The sequence below is a fragment of the Ancylobacter sp. IITR112 genome, from assembly GCF_041415945.1.
Taxonomy (GTDB): Bacteria; Pseudomonadota; Alphaproteobacteria; order Rhizobiales; family Xanthobacteraceae; genus Ancylobacter.
The window spans coordinates 1,077,894-1,098,292 of the sequence record NZ_JBGCUS010000001.1; the positions used below are offsets into that span (position 1 = coordinate 1,077,894).

The window sequence follows — 20,399 nt, forward strand, 5'->3', positions numbered from 1 at the left end:
CGTGCCTCCCATTTTGGCTTTGTATGGCGCCTATCTCGCCAGGTAAAATATTTTAGTCAAGAAAAAATATTTTATTTGAGCGAGATTGCCGCGCTACCGCATCAGCGGCTTGGACAAGCCCAGGAGCGTTCCGAGATCCATGTAAAGGCCGGCATAGATCACGAAGCCGTCCTTCATTCGGCTGCTGGAATAATCGGCAAGTAACGTCGTGTTCGGGTTGATCATATAGGCGGCACCCACTTCCAGAATGCCGAACTTGGAGACGCCGAACCGCGCGTGAACGTCGATCTGATAGGTGTCACGCGGCTGCGGATCGTAATCGCCGGAGAAAAACAGGCGTGCATTGGTTTCATAATCGGCGCGTTCCTGGCTGAGGCCCAGATAATGGATCGTTGCGCCAATGGAGGTCATCGGGTTCTGCGCCCAGAACCCGCCATATTCGATGCCGGCATAGGCTTCGAGCGGGTAGGCCTGGCCGTCGCCGAAGGTGTAGAAGGCGCCGCCATAGAGCGCGATGTTCTCGGGGAAGGGGGTGCCATTGGGTTCGCTCCACACCACCTTGCGCAATTGCGCGAAGATGCCGTTCGTCCCGCCGTCGTGCTGCACCACAATCGGGTCAGGACCGAAGGTGGGGTTGCCCCATCCGGGATTGTAGAGCGCGTCATAGTAAGGGGTGGAGGATCGGTAGGCGCCGATCTCGTAGCTCAGCGGCAGCGGATTCTGCATGAAATTCTCGCGCTGCGCGATGTGGGCGACCGCGGTGTAGCCGTCGGAATTGCCCTCGCCCCAGTCCCAGCCATTGCCTGTCTGCCAGTTGTCCGGGTTGTTCTCGGTCACCACCGCGCCGATGACGGTCGTCGGCGAGAGGTTGTAGCTGACGCGGCCGCCCCATTCCGCCAGAGTGTTTCCCGGCGCGTTGAGGACCAGCGCGCGTATCTGCGCGATGCATCCGATGCCTGCGCAATATTCCGTCCGGAAGAAATCCGGCCACATATTCATCCGGCCCGCCTCGATTTCGAGATTTCCGTCCAGGAAGACGCCAAGCGCGGTGAGCCGCGTCAGATCGGTCGCCGTGTCGAGCACGGGGAGTGTGGCGAAGAAGCCGTTTGCCAGTTGGAAATAGTAATCTTCGACGTTGTAGACCGGTGTATTCACGGTCTCCTGCCACCGGATCTTGAAATGTTCCGACAGGTTGAGCGTCGTGTCGAAGATCAGGAACCCGTAATTCCCCGACTGGCCCGTCTTGTAGCCAAAATTCGGGGCGTTCGAGTACAGGTTGACGAAGTCCAGCCGCATGTCGATGCCGATCTGGCGAAGGGCCTCGCCGACGCTGGTGAGAGGGCCGGCGGGCGCGGGCGGCTGGCTTAGGGCGTCGGGATCGGGATCGCCGAGCAGATCCTGCTGCGCCTGTGCCGGGGCGCCGCTTGCCAGCACGGCCGCCGCGACGGCTATCATCAAGGTCTTCTTGGCGTTGAAGGTCATTTTCCGCCCCCGGATTTATAGGTTGATGGTGGTGGACATGCGTCGCCGGCGGGCGGTCTCCTTGCGGATGAGCCCCGGACGGCCGGATCGCACTGTCATTTCAGGTTCTGAACGGTCTCGGCCGCAGCGACGACGCGCGCAGAGCCGGTCGATAGGCCGGCGGCATCGAGCGGCGCCGCCGGCTACGGGAACGGCACCCGACTAGCGGGCCGGTTCCTTGGCCACCGCGCGCCGCGTCACGACCGGTCGCGCCAGCATCTGGCCGCCGGCCCAGAGCAGGGTCGCGATGACCACGGTGGAGACGAAAGCCGTGGCCGCGCTAAGGCCGCCATAGCCCAGGGTCTGCACCAATATGCCACCCATCAGCGGGCCCAGCGCGCCGCCGCCCATGGTGATGGCGGGATTGGCGGCTACCGCTCGCCCTGTGGGTTCTTCCCGCGACATCAGTCCGAACAGAAAGGTGTGCGAGAAGATCATCACGAAGGGGATCAGGCAGGCGCAGGCCGCATAACCGGCAAAGGCCGGGGAACTCGTCACCCCGAGCGAAAGCAGCGCCTGGAGCAGGGCGCCCGCCATGCCGACATGAAGCGGGTTGAGCCTCTTCTCCAGCAGCACGGCCAGCGGCGCCGACAGCAGGCTGACAAGCGCGACGGCGATGAGGACGCCGCTGACCGACGACGCCGGCCAACCCTGATCTATGCCGACGCGCTCCACGAAGCTGAAGTTCATCGACTGGTTGAAGTTCATGCCGAGCAGGCCGGCGATCAGCAGCCAGACCGCCGGCTTGAACCGTGGCGCCGCTGCGGCTGGCGCCGGCTCTGCGATGGGCGTCGGCGGCGGGGCCTCGCTCGCGGGAAACAGGATGAGCATGACCGTCGCGGCGATCGCCATGATGCCCGCGAAGATGAGAAAGAGGCTCGCCGGCGCCGTTGCGGCAATCACCTGAACCGCGAACACGACGAAGAGGGCGCCGAAGATCCCGAAGCCGATGGTGGCGAAGGCGAAGGTGCGGTGCGGGTTGCGTGTGCGGCCGATGGTGCCATGGGTGGCCGAAAGCGCGGCGCCCACGCAGAGGCCGGCGCTCAGATGCAGGACAAGAAACGCGGAAAAGCCCGGGGCGAACCAGAGGCCGAGAAAGGCGAGGCTGGCCCCGGCAAAGCCGAGCGCCGGCACCCAGCGCATCGGCCATCGGTGGAACAGGGGCGCGAGAGCGCTGCTGGCGACCACGACACCGATGAGGAAGGCGGTCACCAGCCCTCCAGCCTGCGCCGGCGTGTAGCCATAGCCCGCCAGCAACGCGCCGACCCAGATGGGCAGCGACACCATGTCGATCATGCCGGCCGTATGGCCAACGATCAGCGCGAGGCGCGAAGAGGCGGCGTCAACATGTGCCATTGCCGCCTCCGACGGTCGCCCCCGGGAAAGGGGGCGCCAGCGGCAGGGCGAGGTGAACGGCCCCCCGCCCCGCACGCCGGCATGCCGACCGGCGCGCAGACCGGTGAGACGGTGCCGGCGGCTTCGGGCACGCCATGGGCGCGGGGCCGGGCGCATCCGCAGGCGTGCGGAAGGCGGGGCGGGGGATGGGGTCCGATGGAAAAGCCACGTGTTCCTCCCAAGGAAATTTTTATGATTGCAACTTTGGTTGCATGATGAAAAAAATATGTCAATCAATAAAATACATTTTTAGCCGGTAAGTGGCTGCCGCGCGCTTCGGCGGGCGGTTCTTCTGCAGCCTGCGCGTGCCTGCCGCCTCTCCGCGCCGGAGCACCCGCAGCAGAAATACGACCGCAACGACAAGAAAATTGACCAGTTTCAGCCCGTGCGGGACTGCTGGGTACCGCGTGTCTTCGCGGGCGTCAGCGCCGAGCCTTGCGCCGCGAGGCGCGCGGGGCCGTGGTGTGCGCGGGCGATTCGGGCGCGCGAGGCGCCTTGGCGGTGTCCGGTGCGGTGAGGGCGGGCGCCGAGCCCCACTCCATGTCGAGGATCGCCCGCAGCACGGTCATTCGGTCCTCGCCGATTACCGTCGCGAGATGTGTCTCCATCTCCGCGAGCGCCGCGAAGATGACTTCGAGATCGCTCATTCCGGCCGGGCTGAACGCCACCAGCGAGGCTCGCGCATCGTCCGGGTCGGGCTGCATCACAATGGCCCCCGCCGCCGCGAGGTCCGCCAGCATGAGGCTGACTGCCTGCTTCGTCACTCCGAGCGCGCGCGCCAGGCGAACCGGCCGGCGCTCGCCCAAGGCGACATTGATCAGCAGCATCGCTTGCGCCCGCGTCACCGGGGTTTGGCCCATCCGCACCTGCGTCGCGCGCAGGGCCTCGTCGAACCAGTAAATGGCGCGGAGCAATTTGGGCAGGATGGGGAGGGGGCGCGCTTTCATCACTTCCGTCCGTCCGTTGGCGGGTGTCGCTTCCCGGGATTCGGCCTGCCGGCGCGCAGGCTAGGGCCGGGTTCCGTTCGGTTCAAGCCGCCTGCGGCGGTGGACGATCGAGGGCGGTTCCGGGTGGGAGCAGAGAGGTATATTGAATTATTATAGTCAAGTATATTGACTATGTCCTCATCCTGGTGATGATCCGTTTTCAACAACCCAAGACCAAGAACCCCAGGGTCGCCCGGGAGGCGACCTGATCACGCCAATGCCGCGCCGGTGGACACGCTAACCCGTGCCAGCACGCGATCGCCGCCATGCCGTTCGTCCAGCACCACCGGCTCGCGCCCGCCGCGTGCGGGGGCCCGATGACGCATGCGGGCGCCGCGGCCGTGCGCCGCTCCATCAAGAGGGACAGCACCATGCCAGCATTCCCCCGCCAGGCGGCGCTCCGGCGCCATCGACCGCGGACGCCCGATTTCGGCGGCTTGCGCGCCAGCGGGCTGAACGTCGAGGAGGCCAGCCTCTCGGCCTATCTGCCTGCGCGCCCGACGGGCCGCGAGGCCCCGCCCCTCGGCGTGGTGCGCCCGCGTGGCACGCAGGAGGTGGCGGCGCTGGTGCGGTGGGCGCGGGAGCAGGGCATGGCGCTGACGACGTTCAGTTCCGCGCCGGGCCCGCGCCGGCGCGGTGCCACCGCGGAACAGCCCACCTTGTTCGTCGATCTCGGCGGCATGGACCAGATGCTGAAGGTCGACGGCCAGGACGCGGTCGCCGTTATCGAGCCCGGCGTCACCTTCGGCGCCCTCGACGCCCTGCTGGCCCCGCAGGGTCTGCGTGCCTTCAAACCCTTGCTGCCCCGCGCCGGAAAATCGGTACTGGCGAGCTATCTCGAACGCGAGCCTACCCTGCAGTCATCCGAGCAATGGGATGTGGTGGACCCGTTCGGCGGCGCGCAACTCGTCTTCGGCACGGGAGAGACGTTCCGCACCGGCGGCGCCGCCATCAGCGGCTCGCTCGATGAGAATTGGGCGGCGGGGCTGCGCTACCTCACCGCTGTCGGGCCGGCGGGCACCGACTTCCTGCGCGTGGTTCAGGGTTCGCAGGGAACGCTGGCGATCCTGTGCTGGGCCGCCATTCTCTGCGAGCGGCTGCCGCTGCTGGAGGAGGCGTGCTTTGTGGGCGCCGACAGCCTCGCCCCGCTCGCGCGTCTCTCGCTCGAACTGCATCGCCGCCGCATCGGGCGTGCGACCTTCATCGCCAGCGGCGTGCATCTGGCCGCGGTGCTGGAGACCGAGCCCGAACGTATCGCGGAGGTGGCGGCGGGGCTGCCACCCTTCGTGCTGTATGTGCAGCTTGCCGCCTGTTCGGAGTTCCCCGAGGAACGGATCGCCTATCAGCGCGAGGATCTCGCGCATCTCGCCGCGAAGGCCGGGCTTGCGGCGGTCGACGAACTGGGCGGGCGTTCCGCGCAGGAGATCTCCGCCCTACAGGCCCGCCCGCCCGCCGACGACTATAAGGATCGCATCGCGGGCGCGCACCGCTCCGTGTTCTTCCTGACGCAGTTGGACCGGGTCGAGCGCTTCGTCGCCCTGGCGCAGGAGCGGGTCGCCCGCGCCCCTGGCGTGACCTTGTCCGTCTATGTCCAGCCCCGGCTCCATGGGCGCAATTGCCATCTCGAATTCGTGCTGGCCCATGACCCCGACGCGACCTTCGCGGTGGCGGCAGCCGACGGCATCGCCGCCGACCTCGCCGAGGCCTGCTGCGCCCAGGGCGGCTTCTTCAGCCGGCCCTATGGCGCCTGGGCCGAGATGGCCTTCCGTCGCAACTCCACCATCCTGCCGCTGCTGCGCGAGACGAAGTCCATCTTCGATCCCGACCACATCCTCAATCCCGGGAGGCTCGGCTTCCAATGACCGCTACCACTCTTGAAAGCCTGCACGACAAGATCGCCAGTTGTACCCGCTGCACCTTCTGCAAATGGGTACCTGAAATCCGCAGCGAGGCCTTTGCGGAGATCTGTCCGAGCGTCCATTACGGAAAGTTCTTTTCCTACACGGGCGGGGGAAAGCTGATCGCCGCCTATGCGCTGCTGCACCAGCGCACGGAGTACACGGAGGCGTTCATCGACAACGTCTATTCGTGCTCCATGTGCGGTGGCTGCGATACGAGCTGCAAGACCCTGTTCGCCGAATTCGTCGAGCCGCTGGATTCGCTCTACGCGCTGCGGCGCAAGGTGACGGCCGATGGGCATGCGCCGGCGCCCCTGCGGGCGATGCTTGACCATCTGCGCCACGCCGGCAACGCCCTGGGCCTGCCGGAGAGCCGCCGGGCGGACTGGTTCGCCGGACTGGAGTTGAAGCAGACCGCCAAGGCGCGGGCACGGTGCCTGTTCCATGTCGGGACCGCGGCGTTCGACGCGGATGAATGGCCGTCCCTGCTCTTTGTCTGCGCGGAACTCGCGCGACGGGGTGTCGATTTCGCCGTGGGTGGCGCGGATGAGCCCGACACGGGCGGCTTCGCCTATGATGTCGGCGACCAGGAACTGGCGGCCGACTTGGCCCGGCGCACGGCGGCCTGGGTGAAGGAGAGCGGGGCCGACACGCTGATCGTCTATGGCGACGATTCCTTCTCCGCTTTCCGCAACATCTATCCCCGCCTCGGCATCGCGCTGGACGGCGTCGAGATTGTCCATGTGTCGCAATGGCTGGCGCAAAACCTCGCCGCCGCGGCTGCGCAGCCCGCGCCCGAACTCGTGACCTATCACGATTCCTGCCGTCTCGGCCGGCTCGGAGAGGAGCGGCGCCCCCGGCAGGCGGAGACCGTCGTCGTCTATAACTCGCTGCCCGCCCTGCGGCCGACCGCCGAACTGCATCTCGGCGTCCAGGGCGTCTATGACGCGCCGCGCCATGTGCTGGAAGCGGCGGGTGCGCAGATCGTGGAGATGGAGCGCGTGCGCGAATTCACCTTCTGCTGCGGCGCCGGGGGCGGGGCCAAGGAGGCGAATCCCGCTTTCGCCCAGGCGGCGGCGGTGCACCGGCTGCGGGAAGCGCACCGCACGGGGGCGGAGACTCTCGTCACCAGTTGCACCGCCTGTGCGCGCCACATGAAGGAGGTGGCGGTGACCGAGCAGATCCCGATCGCGGTTGTCGGGCTGGTGGAGTTCGCCCGCAGCCGACAGGCCGCTCCCTCGCTCACCCCGGCCGCGGAAATCTGACCATGACGCAAGACCGCAAGGAAGTTCTGTTCGCGCTGCAGGCGATCGTCGGCGAGGCCCATGCCACCAATGACCCGAGCATCGTCTGCAGCTATGCCTGGAATGCCGGGGTCGGCTCGATGCCGGGGCCGAAATTTCTCAAGAACTGGCCGATCGCCGTGGTCATGCCCGACACGACCGAGCAGGTGGCGGCGATCATCAAATGCTGCGTGGCGCGCAATCTCCGGTTTCGCCCGTTGAGTTCCGGCAATGGCGGAACCTATCTCAGCGCGGCCGAGGACGTGGTGGTGCTGGACCTGTGCCGGATGAACCGCCTGGTCAGGCTGGACGCCGCCAACCAGATGGCGGTGATCGAGCCTTATCTGACGGCGGGGCGGCTGCAGGCGGAGGCGATGAAGGTCGGGCTGAACTGCCACATCGTCGGCGCCGGACCGTCGCACTCACCGCTCGCCTCCGCCACCTCCTTTCTCGGCATCGGCATCACCGGGGCGAGCACCGGCGCGAATTTTCGCAACATTCTCGGTGTCGAGTGGGTGACGCCCACGGGCGACATCGTCCGCCTCGGGGCGCTCGGCGGCGAGGAGGACTGGTTCAGCGAGGAGGGGCCGGGGCCCGGCCTGCGCGGCATGCTGCGCGGCGTGATCGGTGCCAATGGCGGCCTCGGCGTGTTCACCCGCATCGGCTATAAGCTCTACCCATGGGCCGGCGCGCCGAGCCTCACCCTGACCGGGACGAGCCCGATGCGCGGCATGGCGCTGGAGCCGAACATGCGCCTGTTCCTTCCCGTCTGGGACACTGTGGAGCAGATGCGCGACGCGACGTTCCGGCTGAACCGCGCGGGCGTTGCCTACGCGCTGCTGCGCATGCCGCCCAACCATATCGGCTGGACGCTGACGGCGAGCAATGGCGAATATGCCAGCCGCAGGGAGGCCGGCGATCTGCCCGAATGCACCCGTGCGGAAAATCGCTTCGCCTGGCAGATCCTCACCATCGGGCATTCGGCGGGGGAGACGGCCTATCAGGAGAAAACCGTCCGCCACATCGTCGCCGACACCGGGGGGCGGATGATGGCCCTCCCGCAGGGCGATGGCGAGGTGCTGCTGCGCTCGCTCGTCACCTCGCTCTATGTGAGCCGCGTCTTCCGCGGCGCCGGATCCGGCGGCACCAGCTTCGGCGTCATGGATACGTTCAACCTGCTGCCGGATGTGATCCGGGCCAGCGAGTCGCTGATGGAGAAGGAACGGGTACCGGGCCGCAATTTCGCGGCGGACGGGATCGAGGGCTGCTGGGTGTGGCCGACCGAGAGCCGGCAGCTCTGGACCGAGAATATTCTCGCCTCGCGCGCCGGCACGGTGGCCGGCGTCGCGGCGGGCTGGAAGGGTTTTCTGAGGCATCTCAACCTCGTGGACCACAATCCCCGCCTCGGCTTCATGGCGTTCATGGCCGGGCCGCTGATCGAGCTGTTCGGGCCGCGCTACAGCAATGTGCCGACCTGGATGCGGCGGATCAAGCGGCGTCTCGATCCGCCGGGCCTCGCAGACTCGACCGTCCATATCGGGATCAAGGAGATGCCACTCGTGAAATGGTGGCCGACGCTGCAGAAGATCGCCTTTTCGCGTGCCGGCGCGCCGGCCCTGCATCTGGTCTGCCTGCTTCTCGGCGTGGCGAGCCGGAAGGAAAAGCTACCGCAGCGCAAATGAGGCGGCACCGACCGTCAACCGGTGCCGAACCCTTGCCGTCTCACTCCGAGCCTCCTTTGAGAGGCGATGCAATGGCGTGCCGCGCGTGGCGCCGTGTCACCACGCTCCTGCCGCCCCTCACTCAGGTCGATCCGCGATGAAACTCTATCAGTTCCCCGGTTCCTGCTCCGACGCCACCGCCATCGTGCTGGCGGAGATCAACGTCTCCGTCGAACCGGTCACGGTGAACCTGCGTGACAAGGCGCTTCCCGACGGCTCCAGCCTGATGGCGATCAATCCCAAGGGGCAGGTGCCCACCCTCGTCCTCGACAGCGGGGAGATTCTGACGGAAGGGGCCGTCATCCTGCAATATTTGGCGGATCTGGCGCCGCAGTCCGGTCTGTTGCCGCCCCACCCGGAGTTGAGCCGGTACCGCGTGCTGGAGTGGCTGAACTATATCGCCACCGAACTGCATAAAACCTTCTCGCCGCTCAACCGGCCGCACACGCCGCCGGACTATCGCGAGCAGATCAAGACCCTGCTGCTGCCGCGCGCATTCGGGGTTCTCGAGCGGCGCCTGTCGGCGAGCGACTATCTTGCCGGCGACAGCTTCACCATCGCGGATGCCTATGCCTTCGTGGTGCTCGGCTGGGCCGGGCGGCAGGAGATCGACCTGTCCGGCTGGCCCCATCTTTGCGCCTATCTCGCCCGCATCGCCGACCGTCCCGCCGTCCGCACCGTGATGGCGCAGCGGGAGGGAACGCCCGCCTGAGGCATGCCGTAACGCCGGCAGCCAAGTCGCGCGAACAGGGGGAATGAGGGACCTGTTCGATGGCTGCGGCATTTCCGTGATCCGAGCCGCCGAGTCGGCTCCCGATCATGACGGAGCCGGTGGATCGTGGGCCGGACGATGCGCAACGGCTACGTCACGTCGGCGCGCCGATACAATGTGAGGTGAAGGACACTCGGATCGCGCGCCGGCGAAATGCCGTCAGCTTCCAGGGCGCGCTTCAGGGCGAGGTGTCCAATGCCTCTCTCCCGTGCCAGCGTCTGGAGCGAGGCATACTGGCGTTCAAACTCCGCGAGCACGCCGGGGCGAACGACGGGCTGGATTTGACGGCGAACCGGATTCTTCGCCATCTCGACTGGCAAAAGCCCTTCGCGAACCAGCGCGCGCACGGCGCGTGTCGATGTGTGAAGGTTCCGCTCCACCTGGGAAAGAGCCAGGCCGCCGTGATCCTCTCCCCGGACAAGCGCGCGTACCTCCTCGACGTCCACCGTCAACGCGCCGAGACCCTTCATTCCCTCGCGCAACCCGACGTGTTGAAGCCGCCCATCGATGATCAGCTGTACGATCTCCGCCAAAGAACAACATGCCCGTTTCGCCGCCGTCGGCATGTCGGCGCAGCTTTCGGAGATCGCCAGGCCGCGATCGACTGCCTTCAGCAGCGCGGCCCTGAAGGCATCGAGGTCGACTTGCAGGAACACATGGTTGGCCTCGCGAACCGCCCCGGCGATCCGCGGCTGGATCACGCCCCCCTTCACCAGCAGCATGAAATGCGTCCGCGAGATCGCCAGATGGCGTGCCGCCGCCTCCTGACTCATGGTGCCGGCTATCCCGCGCAGGAAACGATCGGCCTCACCGGCATCCACAACCACACGATCATCCGCCAAACGATCGGACGCCTCGTCGACGAGGCCAGCCTCGCGCAGCAGCCTGCGGGTAGGCTTGGGGTGCAGGCCATGCTCCAGGGACGCGGACCGCACCGAATGCAGCTTGCGGCTCGGCACTTCCCGGCCGAAGAGCGTGTCTCCCGGGCCGATCGGCAGCGTCTCGACCGCATGGCGCCACATGAGCTCGCGCATGGGATCACAGGCCGGATCATCGGTCTGGTGCGCCAACCATTCATACAGGCCCGAACAGCGGATGGGGCCATGGCGCACATGGCCGTCCAGGAAGGAAGATTGCAGGCGATCCAGGAAGGCGAAGATCTCCACCTCGCCGCCCGCCAGGATATCGAAGCCGACGGCCTCCGCCTCCCATCTTTCCGGGTCCGCCAGGCTGTCTATAGCCACTTGCGGGCCACGGATTTCCGAACCTCCGACCATCGCGCTCAGGCGCATGACGGCATGGAGGGGAAGTGCATCCGGCCACGGCGAAGGCGGGGCCGCTCTGAAGCGCTCCCCGTTTCTAGGCCAGCCGGAGCTGGAAAATTCCGGGGTTAGGGCTCATTCCGGCGGGGATGCCGGAGGGCCATTCATGAGCGCGATCGGCGGCTTGTTGCCGATCGCGCTGTGCGGACGGACCTCGTTGTAGTCTCTGCGCCAAGCCTCCATTTTCGCCCGCGCGTCGTCAAGGCTCATGAACCAGTGCGTGTTCAGGCATTCGGCCCGGAGCTTGCCGTTGAACGACTCGATGAAGCCGTTATCGGTCGGCTTGCCGGGCCGTGAGAAGTCGAGCACCACGCCCTTCTGATAGGCCCACAGGTCGAGATCCCGACTGACGAACTCCGATCCCTGATCCACCCGGACGCTCTGCGGATAGCCCACGCTGCGGCAGATCCGCTCCAGCGTCAGCACGACATCCTCGCCCCCATAGCTGAACCGCGGATACCGTGGCGAGCTGGTCGTGGACGAAATCCATGGCCCAGGTCTCATTGCTCCGCGTCGCCGGACGGCGGTCGGCCCGCAGCTTCGCCTTCACCCGGCGCTTGGGCACCTTGTTCCGCAACTGAAAGCCCAAGTCTTTGTAAAGACGATAGATCCGCTTCGGATTGACCACCCGGCCCTCACGCCGCAGGAGCACATGCACCCGGCGATAGCCATAACGCACGCGCGTCTCGCAGATCTCCTTGATCCGCTGGTTAAGCTCGGCCTGCGTGCCCCGCTTCGACTTGTAGGCATAGAGCGCACGATCAACCGCCAGCGTGGCACAGGCACGCCTGGCCGACACCTTCCAGTCTTCCCGCAGCCTGTCCACAAGCGCACGCTTGCGCGCAGGCCTCAGAGCTTTTTTGACAGCACGTCCTGCAACATGGCCTTGTCGAGCGACAGGTCGGCCACGATCCGCTTCAGCTTGGCGTTCTCGTCCTCAAGCTGGCGCAGACGCCGCATCTCCGAAGCATCAGCCCCGCATATTTCTTGCGCCAGTTGTAGAACGTCGCGTCCGAGGCGTAGAGCACCTTGGTATCGTCATCGAGCGTGCCGTGGCTCCCGGCCCGCAGCACTCGGCAGAACACATCTTGCACGATCTCGGCGGCGACGTCGCGGTCCTTCACCCGCCGCGCGACCATCGCCTCAAGCCGACGGCCGTGGAACACGAACAGTCGCTCCAGACGTTGCCGCCAGCATATCATGCCGCGCCCCCTCGGAAGTCGCGGCACTCCTGCAGAAAAATCACCATTGCAAAGCAGGAATGAAGCATGGGTGGGAGTGCCTTCGGCGACTGATACGTCCCAGCTATTGCCAGCCGTCAAATAATCGGCAAATTCAATGGTCCGTAGCCAATCTAAAGAACAGATATATTGAATTGTTATATTTAAGAATACGGGATGGGCATTCGTAATTTCACGCGCCCGTCAAATCGCCGGCCAGCGCGGCGAGCGAAGCCGCGGTGGATCCAGGCAGCGAGATCCTTCCCCTCGAAGCGGATCGTGCCGGCGCCCGCCGGCATTTGCCGGGCGAGCAGCTTGAGCAGGGTGGGCTTGCCGGAGCCGTTCGGACTGATGAGGCCGACGACGCGCCGGTGCGGCAGCGTCAGCGAGGTCGGCACGAGCAGCGCCCGATCCCCGATCCGGAAGCCGGCTTCCTCAAGCACGAAGGCCGCCATCGAATCCCCGATGTGGCCATTCATTCCACTTGGTCTCCATCCGTGCCATGCTCGGCGACGACCCGGCCGCCATCCATGCGCACAAGCCGGTCGGCGAGGTAGAAATAGCGGTCGTCATGGCTGATGGCGATGATCGCCTTGCCGCGCCGTTTCAATTCGGGAAGCAGCTCCTCGTAGAAGATCTGCCGGAACTGCGGGTCCTGGTCGGCGGCCCATTCGTCGAACACCACGACGGGCCGGTCTTCCAGCCAGGCATGCACCAGCGCGAGGCGTTTTCTCTGGCCAGCGGAGAGATCGAGCGTGGAAAGCCGGCCGCCCTCGACGGAGAGTTTCTCGCCGAGGCCGAGGCGGGCGATCTGGTTGGCGGCACCCGTCGCCTCGGCCCCGGCCGGCAGCGTGTCGAACAGGAAATAATCCGACAGCACGGCCGAGAAATGCTGCCGGTAGGCGTCGCGTTCCGCGGCGCCGATCCGATCTCCGTTCAGATACACCGCGCCCTGCGACGGCGCATAAAGGCCGAGCAGGAGATTGACGAGGGTCGTCTTGCCCGAGCCGTTGGCGCCGATCAGAAACACCAGCTCGCCGGCCTCGAGGGCGAAGTCGAGGGGACCGACGGAGAAGGACGCGCGGCCCGCCTCGCGAGGATAGACGTAGCACACACCGCGCAGGGCGAGGCGTTCGAAGGCGGAGGTCCCGAGACCCACCTTCCTGTCAGTTAGGAGATCCGGCACCGCCGCGAAGGTTTCGCGCAGTTCGGCGACGCGCCGCAGCGAGACCTGGGCCCGCACGAGCGCAGGCAGCGACTGCATGACCTGATCGACGGGCCCCTTCATGTAGAGCAGCACCAGCACGAAACCGGTCAGCACCTCGGGGGCCTGCGTTCCGAACCATGTGCCGAACCGTGCCCCGAGTGCCGCCACCACGGCGATGACGGCGAAATAGAGCGTCGAGCCGGCCGCGTTGGCGACGACGAAGATGTTGATCGCGTGTGTGTTCACCCGGCGGATGGTCTCGATGGTGGGCGCCATCCGGCCCTCTAGCAGTTCGCTGCGGCGGGATCGGCTTAGCCTCAATTCCCGCGCACCCTCGATAAGGGTGCGGTAGGAGGCGTGCAGGCGGTCCTCGCCGTCGCGTGCCTCCCAAAAGCCGGCCATGCCCCGGGCTCGCGCCGCATAGACGGCGCCCGCGCCGAGGGCGAGTGGCAGGCATGCCGCCAGCGCCAGCGCCGGCGCCAGCCAGACGAGGTAGGCGACGCAGCCGAGGATGACCGCGCCCGCGGTGGCGAGCGGCGCGAACAGGAAGGCGAGGTCGCTGATGGCGTCGATGTCTCCGGTCAGCACCGGCATGAGCCGATGCGTGCGGTAGTGCTCCAGCCGGTCCACCGGTGCGGCGAGGATTCCCTCCGCCAGCGAGCGACGGAGCGCCGCCACCAGCTTCTGCCCGGCCTTGTTGGTGATGACGTCGGTCAGCGCGTTGCCGCCGAAGGCGATAAGGCAGAGCAGGGCGAAAATCGCCAGCATGTCGACGCTCCGCTCCGCTTCGGCCAGCAGCGCGCTGGTTGCCGCCAGCAGGGCAACGGTCGCGGCGCTGGCGAGTGCGCCCAGAAGGCCGGAGAGCGCCAGCGCCCCGCGAAACGGTGCAAGCAGCGTCAGGATCGGCATCATGGCGTGCGGTCCGGAGGGGCCGGGCACGCCGGGCAGGTCTCGAAACCGGGGAGCATGTGCCGCAGGCAGCAGACCCGACGCGACCGCTCCCGGTGCGCGTGGTCGGTCGGCGCGTAGCGCGTATGCCCGGCGAGCGGGTTGCGGCGACCGTCCGGCCACAGCGGCGATTCGAGCAGCAGATCCGCGTCGGCCCCGGCATCCGGCGGTGCGCCGGGTATGTGCTCGGCGACGGCGGCGATCGCCTGAAGGCTTTCCGCGACATTGGCCCAGAGCAGCCGCCGCGAGACGTGTGTCCCGGCGGCCAGAGCCTCGATCAGCGGCGCCAGATGATCGAGGAAAACGGGTCCGAAGCGCTCGAAGGGGTCACCCCGCGCCGGCGCGGCGCCTTCCAGCACAAAGCCGGTGCAGGTGCCGTCGGCCGCGATCAGCACGCCGGCCGTGTCCAGTTCGGCGCGCAGCCCGGGCCCGCCATACGTGTTGGCGGCGAACAGCGGCGGCAGCAGGGCGGCGACGTAGATCTGGAACCACATGGAGACGACGGCGCGGTGGTCGCAGCCGCAAAAGGAAGCGCCGAAGGCATCGACGAGCCGGACGAGCGGCTCGCCTTGCCGCAACGATACCCCCGGCACCGCGCCGCCCGGCCCGGGGGGCAGCCAGAGGCAGGAATTGACATAGCCATAGGCGCCCGCCACTTCCGGCGGCAGCACCTCCAGCGGCCGGGTTGCGTCTGCCGGGCGGGGGTTCATCGGTGCCTCCGCAGCATCAGCCAGAGGAAATAGGGGCCACCGGCGAGGCTCACGACGAGCCCGGCTGGCAATTGCCAGGGAAAGGCGAGGTTGCGCCCGAGCCAGTCCCCCGCAGCCATCAGCGTTCCACCGAGAAGCATGGCGGCGATGCCCTGCGCGCCGGGCCGCCGCATGCCCTGCAGGCGGGCGGCATGGGGGGCGATCAGCCCGACGAAGCTGAGCGGCCCCGTCACCAGCGTCGCCGCCGCCGTGAGACCGCAGACCAGCACGAGAATGGCGAGCCGGCCGCGCCGGACGGCAAGGCCAAGCGATCCCGCCACCGCCGCGCCGAGCGGAAGCAGGGTCAGCGCCCGCGCGGTGAGCGCCAGCAGCGGCAGCCCCGCCGCCGCGGCGGCCACCAGGATCACGGCCTCGTCAGCCGACGCGAGATAGGTCGAGCCCGCCATCATCCGCAACAGGAGATCGAGCTGCGGATGACCGCTGAGCATCATCAGCGTGAGGAAGGCACCGACGACGCTGGCAAGGGCCACGCCGGTGAGCAGCAGCCGCTCCGGTGCGTAGCCGGAGCGGCGCCCGAGAATCAGTAGCGCGAACGTCGTCGCGGCCGCGCCGGCGAAGGCGCCGCCCAGCACGAGCGGGCGCTCGACCATCGGGGCGAACAGCACGGCAAGGGTGGCACCGGCGGCCGCGCCGGTGGAGATGCCGAGCACCTCCGGACTTGCCATCGGATTGGCGCTGACGCGCTGGATCATCAGGCCGGCCAAGCCGAGCATGGCGCCGGCGCCGAAAGACGAGACGGTGCGGGTCCAGCGCCAGTGAAGAACCGGATCGCCCGGGCTAGCGAGCCACCAGCCATGCTCGCCGCGCCCCAGCAGCAGCGCCAGCGCCAGCACCAGGAGCGTGGCGGCAGCCGCCCCCGCGAGGAACGGCCACGACCGGCCTTCGGGCCCATGATCGGCGGAAGCGGGCGCATGCAGCGGCTCGCGCAGACGGGGCAGCAGCACCAGCAGCAGAGGAGCGCCGAGCAGGGCGGTAAGCACGCCGGTCGGCGGGCCGAGGCCGGCCGATCGTTCAATGAGCTGCGTCAGCTGGTCCGCCAGCCAGAGCAGCAGCGCCCCCGTGCCCAGACTCGCCATCAGCCGCCCGGCGACGCCGCGTGCCCCGGCAAGCCGCGCCAGTGCCGGCGCCGCGAGGCCGACAAAGGCGATGATACCGACGCCGGCGACGACGCCGGCGGCGAGGGCCGTCGCGGCCGCGAGAGCGGCGAGACGCAGTGTCGGCACCGGCACGCCCAGCGCACGCGCGCCGGCGTCGTCCAGCTCCAGCGCCGCCAACGGGCGCCGGAGCGGCAGGCACGCCGCCGCGGCGGCCGCCACCAGAAGCGCCAGCCCACCCGCAACCTGCCACCCGTCCTGTGCCAGCGCACCGGACTGCCAGAGGAACAGCGCCGAGAGGTGATGATGTTCCAGCAGCACGAGCACCCCGCCAGCGGCACTGCATGTAAGCCCGACCACCAGCCCGGCGAGGATCAGCACGAGCGGCGACAGCCGGCTTCGCCAGGCAATGGCCAGAGCCGCGGCGGTGGCCGCCAGCGCCCCGGCGAGCGCGACTCCGAAGCCGCCGTGATCGAGCAGGAAGGGCGCGTGAAGCGTGGCGACGGCCAGTGCAAGGCTCGCGCCCGCCGAGGTGCCGAGCGTCGAGGGTTCCGCGAGAGGGTTGCGCAGAACATTGCCGAAAAGCGCCCCGGAAAGCCCGAGAGCCGCGCCGGCCAGCAGGCTCACGGCGAGACGGGGAAGAAGGCCGAAATGGAACACCAGCTCCGCGGTGTCCGTACGGGGAGCGAGCAGCGCGCCGATCCATCGCTCCGGCGGAAGCCGAGAGGCAAGCCCGTCCACCGTCAGCGCCGTCGCCGCGACGACGCCGAGCAGAATTAGCGCTACGCCGATCCGCGCCGGTCGCGTGCCGGACATGGCCCTCGCCGCGTCAGCGACCATCGGCGTCTCCACCCGGCGCTTCCAGAGCCGCTGTCACTTCGCCGGCAAAGGTGACGAGAGTGGGCACGCCGCCCCAAACGCTCGCCGCCCGCACAAGATGCATCCGCCCGGCGGCGACCGGCGGCAGGCGCCGCCAGAGCGCGCCCGTCTCGAGCCGACGCAGCGTGCGGCGCGTGGGCGCGCCGAAATCGAGCACGAGCAGCGCGGCCGCCGGCAGGTCGGCGAGATGCTCGATGCCGGCGATGCTCCAGCCATAGGCCGGCATGGGGAGCGTACAGGCATTGCGCAGGCCGAGCGCCCGCAGCGCATCGTCGAGCAGGCAGCCGGCGCCGTAAAATTCGAGATGGGTGCCGCCGTCGACCAGCGACACGAGGAAGACGGGCGGAAGGTCGCGCCCCGCGAGCCGCCGGCGCAACGCCGCGAGCCGCGCGTCCGCCGACGCGAGTATGGCGTCGGCGTCGGCCGCGCGGCCGAGGTCGCGGCCGATCAGCCGCAGCAGCTCGACGCCACGCTGGCGGCGCCCATCCGTCTCCTGCGTCGCGATCACCGTCACCGGGGCGATGCGCCGGAGCTGCCGCACAAGCATCAGCCGGTCGGACGAGGCGAGGATGCGCGCGGGAGCGATGTGCTGAAGCCGCTCAAGATTGGGCTCCCACGACGCCCCGAGCTCGGCGCAGGCGGCCGGCAGCGGCGTGCCGGGAAACAGCGCCCGGAACCGCGCCGCCTCCGCCATCGCCACCGGCGCGACGCCGAGCGCCAGCATGGCCTCGGCGATGTCGAGTTCGAGGGCGGCGATGCGCGGGGGCGCATCAGTGCCGGCCGCCCCGCCGATGGACGGCGCGAGCAGCGCCGCCCCGGCCAGGGCGAGGGCGTCGCGCCGGCTGGGACGGCGCACCCTCACCATCGATAGGTCAGCGTGCCGATGACCGTGCGCTGCGCGCCCCATTTGCAGTCCGCCGCGCTGAAGCAGGTGACATATTCGGTGCCGAGCAGGTTGGTGGCGTTCACCGCCAGTTCGGCGCCCTTCATCTGCGGCCAGAGCTTGGAGAGGTCGTAGCGGATCACCGCGTCGACCAGCGTGTAGGGATCATTGGCGATGGTATTGGTGGCGTTGGCGTAGGTGGTGCCGACATAGCGCACGCCGGCGCCGAGGTTGAGCCCGGCGAACCGGCCGCTGGAGAAGGTGTAGTCGAGCCAGAGCGAGGCCATCTGCTCGGGCACCCAGCGCGGATGCTTGCCGAGTGCCAGCGAGCTGTTCGGCACCTCCGGGTTCGCCTCGGTGACCACAACGTCGTTATAGGTGTAGGAGGCGTTGAGGTTCCACCCGTTCAGGCTCATCGTCGCCTGCAGTTCGACGCCGCGCGAGCGTATCTCGCCATCCTGCACCACCGGGCCATACGGGTCTTCGCCATACGGCGTCGGCACGTTCTGCTTGGTGAGCTGGAACACGGCGGCGGTGAACATGGCGTTCCAGCCGGCCGGCTGGAACTTGATGCCGCCCTCGATCTGCTCGCCCGTCGTGGGCTTGAGCGCGTTGCCATAGGCGTCGACGCCCGTCTGCGGCAGGAACGAGGTGGCATAGCTCGCATAGGGCGCCACGCCATTGTCGAACAGATAGGTCACGCCGGCGCGGTAGGTGAACTTCTCGTCGTCGCTGGTCTCGTCGATGATCGGGTCGGCCGAATAGAGATCATAGCCGACCGAACGCCCATTGACCCAGTCCTGCCGGCCGCTCAGGGTGACGATCCAGCCGTCGCCGAACTTCATCTGGTCCTGCAGATAGAGGCCGTAGCTTTCGCCGGTATAGGTGACCGACTGCCACGGCGTCGCCTCGGGCAGCGGCACATTGTAGTTCGGGAAGAAGATGTTGAGCGGCGGCGCGTCCCAATTGTCGACGAAGGCGATCCAGTCCGAGGTGTTCTGATAGTCGAAGCCCGCCAGCAGGGCGTGCGCGACCGGGCCGGTCTGCACCTCATACTGGAACTGGTTGTCGATCACGAGATCGCTGCGCCGCTCGTCATTGCCGTCGACGACGCGCGAGGCCCAGCCATCCGTCACGTCCCACACCCAGCCGGAGCGGATCGTGCTGTCCATATGGCTGTAGCGCAGGTTCTGGCGGAAGGTCAGGTTGTCGGTGAAATTGTGCTCCAGCAGATAGCCGAGCGCATATTGCTCCTGGTTCCACACGCCGTAATCGGACGGCAGGATGGCGAGGTGGGTAAGCTGCTGCGTCCCCGGCCACATGAAGGAGTTTTCCTGGCCGATCTTGTCCTTCAGATAATTGCCGAGGAAGGTGATGGTGGTGTCCTCGTTCGGCTTCCAGGTCAGGGCCGGGGCGATGAACTGGCGCTCATCCGGCGAGGTGATGCCGTAGTCGTAGTCGATCGGCGCGTTGCCATCGCGGAACAGGCCAGTCAGCCGGTAGAGAAACTGCTTGTCCTTGTCGATGGCGCCGCTGAAATCGAAGGCGCCTTGCAGCCGGTCGAAATTGCCGCCCTGAATCTGGACCTCGCGGATCGTCTCCTCGGTCGGCAGCTTGGAGACGCGGTTGACGAGGCCGCCGGGGTCGCTCTGGCCATAAAGGCTGGAGGAGGGGCCGCGCACCACGTCGTAGCGGGAATAGCCATAGGGCTCGTAGCGGTAATTGATGTAGCTGATCAGCCCGTCGACATAGCTGCCGCCCTGCGCGCTGGGGAAGCCGCGGATGATGTAATAGGGATTCTGCTGGTTCTGGGCGCCGCCGAAGGGCTGGGCATAGATGCCGGGCGTATAGGTCAGCGCCTCGGCGTCGGTCTGGACATTGCGGACATCGAGCTCGTCCCGGGTGACGACCGAGATCGATTGGGGCACCTCGATAATCGGAGTATTGGTCTTGGTGCCGGCATCGGTGCGGGTGGCGACGAAACCGTCCGTGCCGTCGCCGGCGACATCGATGGTGTCGAGCTCGATGGCGCCGCCCGGCGCCGTGTCAGCCGCCGCGGCGGGCCGGCGGATGACCACCGTGCTGCCCTGGAAATCATAGACGAGGCCGGTGCCGGCGAGCAGGCGCGCCAGCGCCGCTTCCACCGACATGCTGCCGGAGACGCCCTCCGTTTTAGCGCCCGCCGCCAGCGAGGGGACATAGCTGATCTGCACGCCCGCCTGCCGGCCGAACGCCACCAGCGCCGCCGGCAGCGGACCGGCCGGCACGCTGAAACTGCGCTGCGCCGCGGCGGTCGGAGCCCCCGGCGTCTGTGCCGCCGCTGGCGTGCCCCACAGGGCCAGCACCAGCAGGGAGGCGCCCGCGCCTGCCTGTGCGAGGGCGCCGCCCGCGCCCGCCCGTCCCGTCCGCGTCATCCTGTTCCCCATCCCATCGGTCCCGCCGCGCCTGCCGCCCGGACGGGTGATCGGCGCGTTTCCTGATGTGTTGACGGGGTCGGGGC

14 protein-coding genes and 1 pseudogene are annotated in these 20,399 nt (G+C 67.8%); 4 read left to right on the forward strand and 11 right to left on the reverse strand.

Annotated features, from left to right (window positions below):
- Positions 1–93: 93 nt before the first annotated feature.
- The 3 genes from AAC979_RS04910 to AAC979_RS04920 all read right to left on the reverse strand — a co-directional run bounded on the left by AAC979_RS04910 (position 94) and on the right by AAC979_RS04920 (position 3,863).
- Complete coding sequence (locus tag AAC979_RS04910; protein ID WP_371345728.1) at positions 94–1,482, reverse strand: carbohydrate porin; 1,389 nt, start codon at positions 1,480–1,482, stop codon at positions 94–96.
- A 201-nt stretch (positions 1,483–1,683) separates the two neighbouring features.
- A complete protein-coding gene (locus AAC979_RS04915; RefSeq protein WP_371345729.1) occupies positions 1,684–2,877 on the reverse strand; it encodes an MFS transporter in 1,194 nt (397 codons plus the stop codon).
- A 461-nt stretch (positions 2,878–3,338) separates the two neighbouring features.
- The gene (locus AAC979_RS04920) at positions 3,339–3,863 is read right to left on the reverse strand and encodes a MarR family winged helix-turn-helix transcriptional regulator (RefSeq protein WP_371345730.1); all 525 of its coding nucleotides are present in this window, start codon (positions 3,861–3,863) and stop codon (positions 3,339–3,341) included.
- Between the two features lie 410 nt (positions 3,864–4,273).
- On the opposite strand from AAC979_RS04920, the gene AAC979_RS04925 reads away from it, so the two are divergent.
- From AAC979_RS04925 to gstA, 4 genes are all read left to right on the forward strand, one after another.
- Positions 4,274–5,764, forward strand: coding sequence for an FAD-binding oxidoreductase (locus AAC979_RS04925; protein WP_371345731.1), 1,491 nt, complete (start codon positions 4,274–4,276; stop codon positions 5,762–5,764).
- Entirely contained in the window at positions 5,761–7,065 is a 1,305-nt protein-coding gene (locus tag AAC979_RS04930; RefSeq protein WP_371345732.1) for a (Fe-S)-binding protein, read from the forward strand. Before AAC979_RS04925 ends, AAC979_RS04930 begins: the two co-directional genes overlap by 4 nt.
- 2 nt (positions 7,066–7,067) lie before the next feature.
- Positions 7,068–8,765 carry an FAD-binding oxidoreductase gene (locus AAC979_RS04935; protein ID WP_371345733.1) on the forward strand — a complete coding sequence of 566 codons (1,698 nt, stop codon included), beginning with the start codon at positions 7,068–7,070 and terminating at the stop codon, positions 8,763–8,765.
- A gap of 136 nt (positions 8,766–8,901) precedes the next feature.
- Entirely contained in the window at positions 8,902–9,516 is a 615-nt protein-coding gene (gstA, locus tag AAC979_RS04940; protein ID WP_371345734.1) for a glutathione transferase GstA, read from the forward strand.
- Positions 9,517–9,665: 149 nt separating this feature from the next.
- On the opposite strand, the gene AAC979_RS04945 is transcribed toward gstA, so the two are convergent.
- The 8 genes and pseudogenes from AAC979_RS04945 to AAC979_RS04980 form a co-directional block, all read right to left on the reverse strand.
- Entirely contained in the window at positions 9,666–10,868 is a 1,203-nt protein-coding gene (locus tag AAC979_RS04945; RefSeq protein WP_371345735.1) for a hypothetical protein, read from the reverse strand.
- 105 nt (positions 10,869–10,973) lie between these two features.
- Positions 10,974–11,971, reverse strand: a pseudogene (locus AAC979_RS04950) (integrase core domain-containing protein).
- Between the two features lie 311 nt (positions 11,972–12,282).
- Positions 12,283–12,597: an ATP-binding cassette domain-containing protein gene (locus tag AAC979_RS04955; protein WP_371345736.1), complete on the reverse strand. Its 315-nt coding sequence runs from the start codon at positions 12,595–12,597 to the stop codon at positions 12,283–12,285.
- A complete protein-coding gene (locus tag AAC979_RS04960; RefSeq protein ID WP_371345737.1) occupies positions 12,594–14,237 on the reverse strand; it encodes a cyclic peptide export ABC transporter in 1,644 nt (547 codons plus the stop codon). Before AAC979_RS04960 ends, AAC979_RS04955 begins: the two co-directional genes overlap by 4 nt.
- Complete coding sequence (gene fhuF, locus AAC979_RS04965; RefSeq protein WP_371345738.1) at positions 14,234–14,983, reverse strand: siderophore-iron reductase FhuF; 750 nt, start codon at positions 14,981–14,983, stop codon at positions 14,234–14,236. The genes AAC979_RS04960 and fhuF overlap by 4 nt, the downstream gene beginning before the upstream one ends.
- Positions 14,980–16,977: a Fe(3+)-hydroxamate ABC transporter permease FhuB gene (gene fhuB / locus AAC979_RS04970; protein WP_371345739.1), complete on the reverse strand. Its 1,998-nt coding sequence runs from the start codon at positions 16,975–16,977 to the stop codon at positions 14,980–14,982. The genes fhuF and fhuB overlap by 4 nt, the downstream gene beginning before the upstream one ends.
- Entirely contained in the window at positions 16,967–17,872 is a 906-nt protein-coding gene (locus tag AAC979_RS04975) for an ABC transporter substrate-binding protein (RefSeq protein ID WP_371345740.1), read from the reverse strand. Before AAC979_RS04975 ends, fhuB begins: the two co-directional genes overlap by 11 nt.
- Positions 17,873–17,874: 2 nt before the next feature.
- Positions 17,875–20,313, reverse strand: coding sequence for a TonB-dependent siderophore receptor (locus AAC979_RS04980; protein ID WP_371345741.1), 2,439 nt, complete (start codon positions 20,311–20,313; stop codon positions 17,875–17,877).
- Between the last annotated feature and the right edge of the window lie 86 nt (positions 20,314–20,399).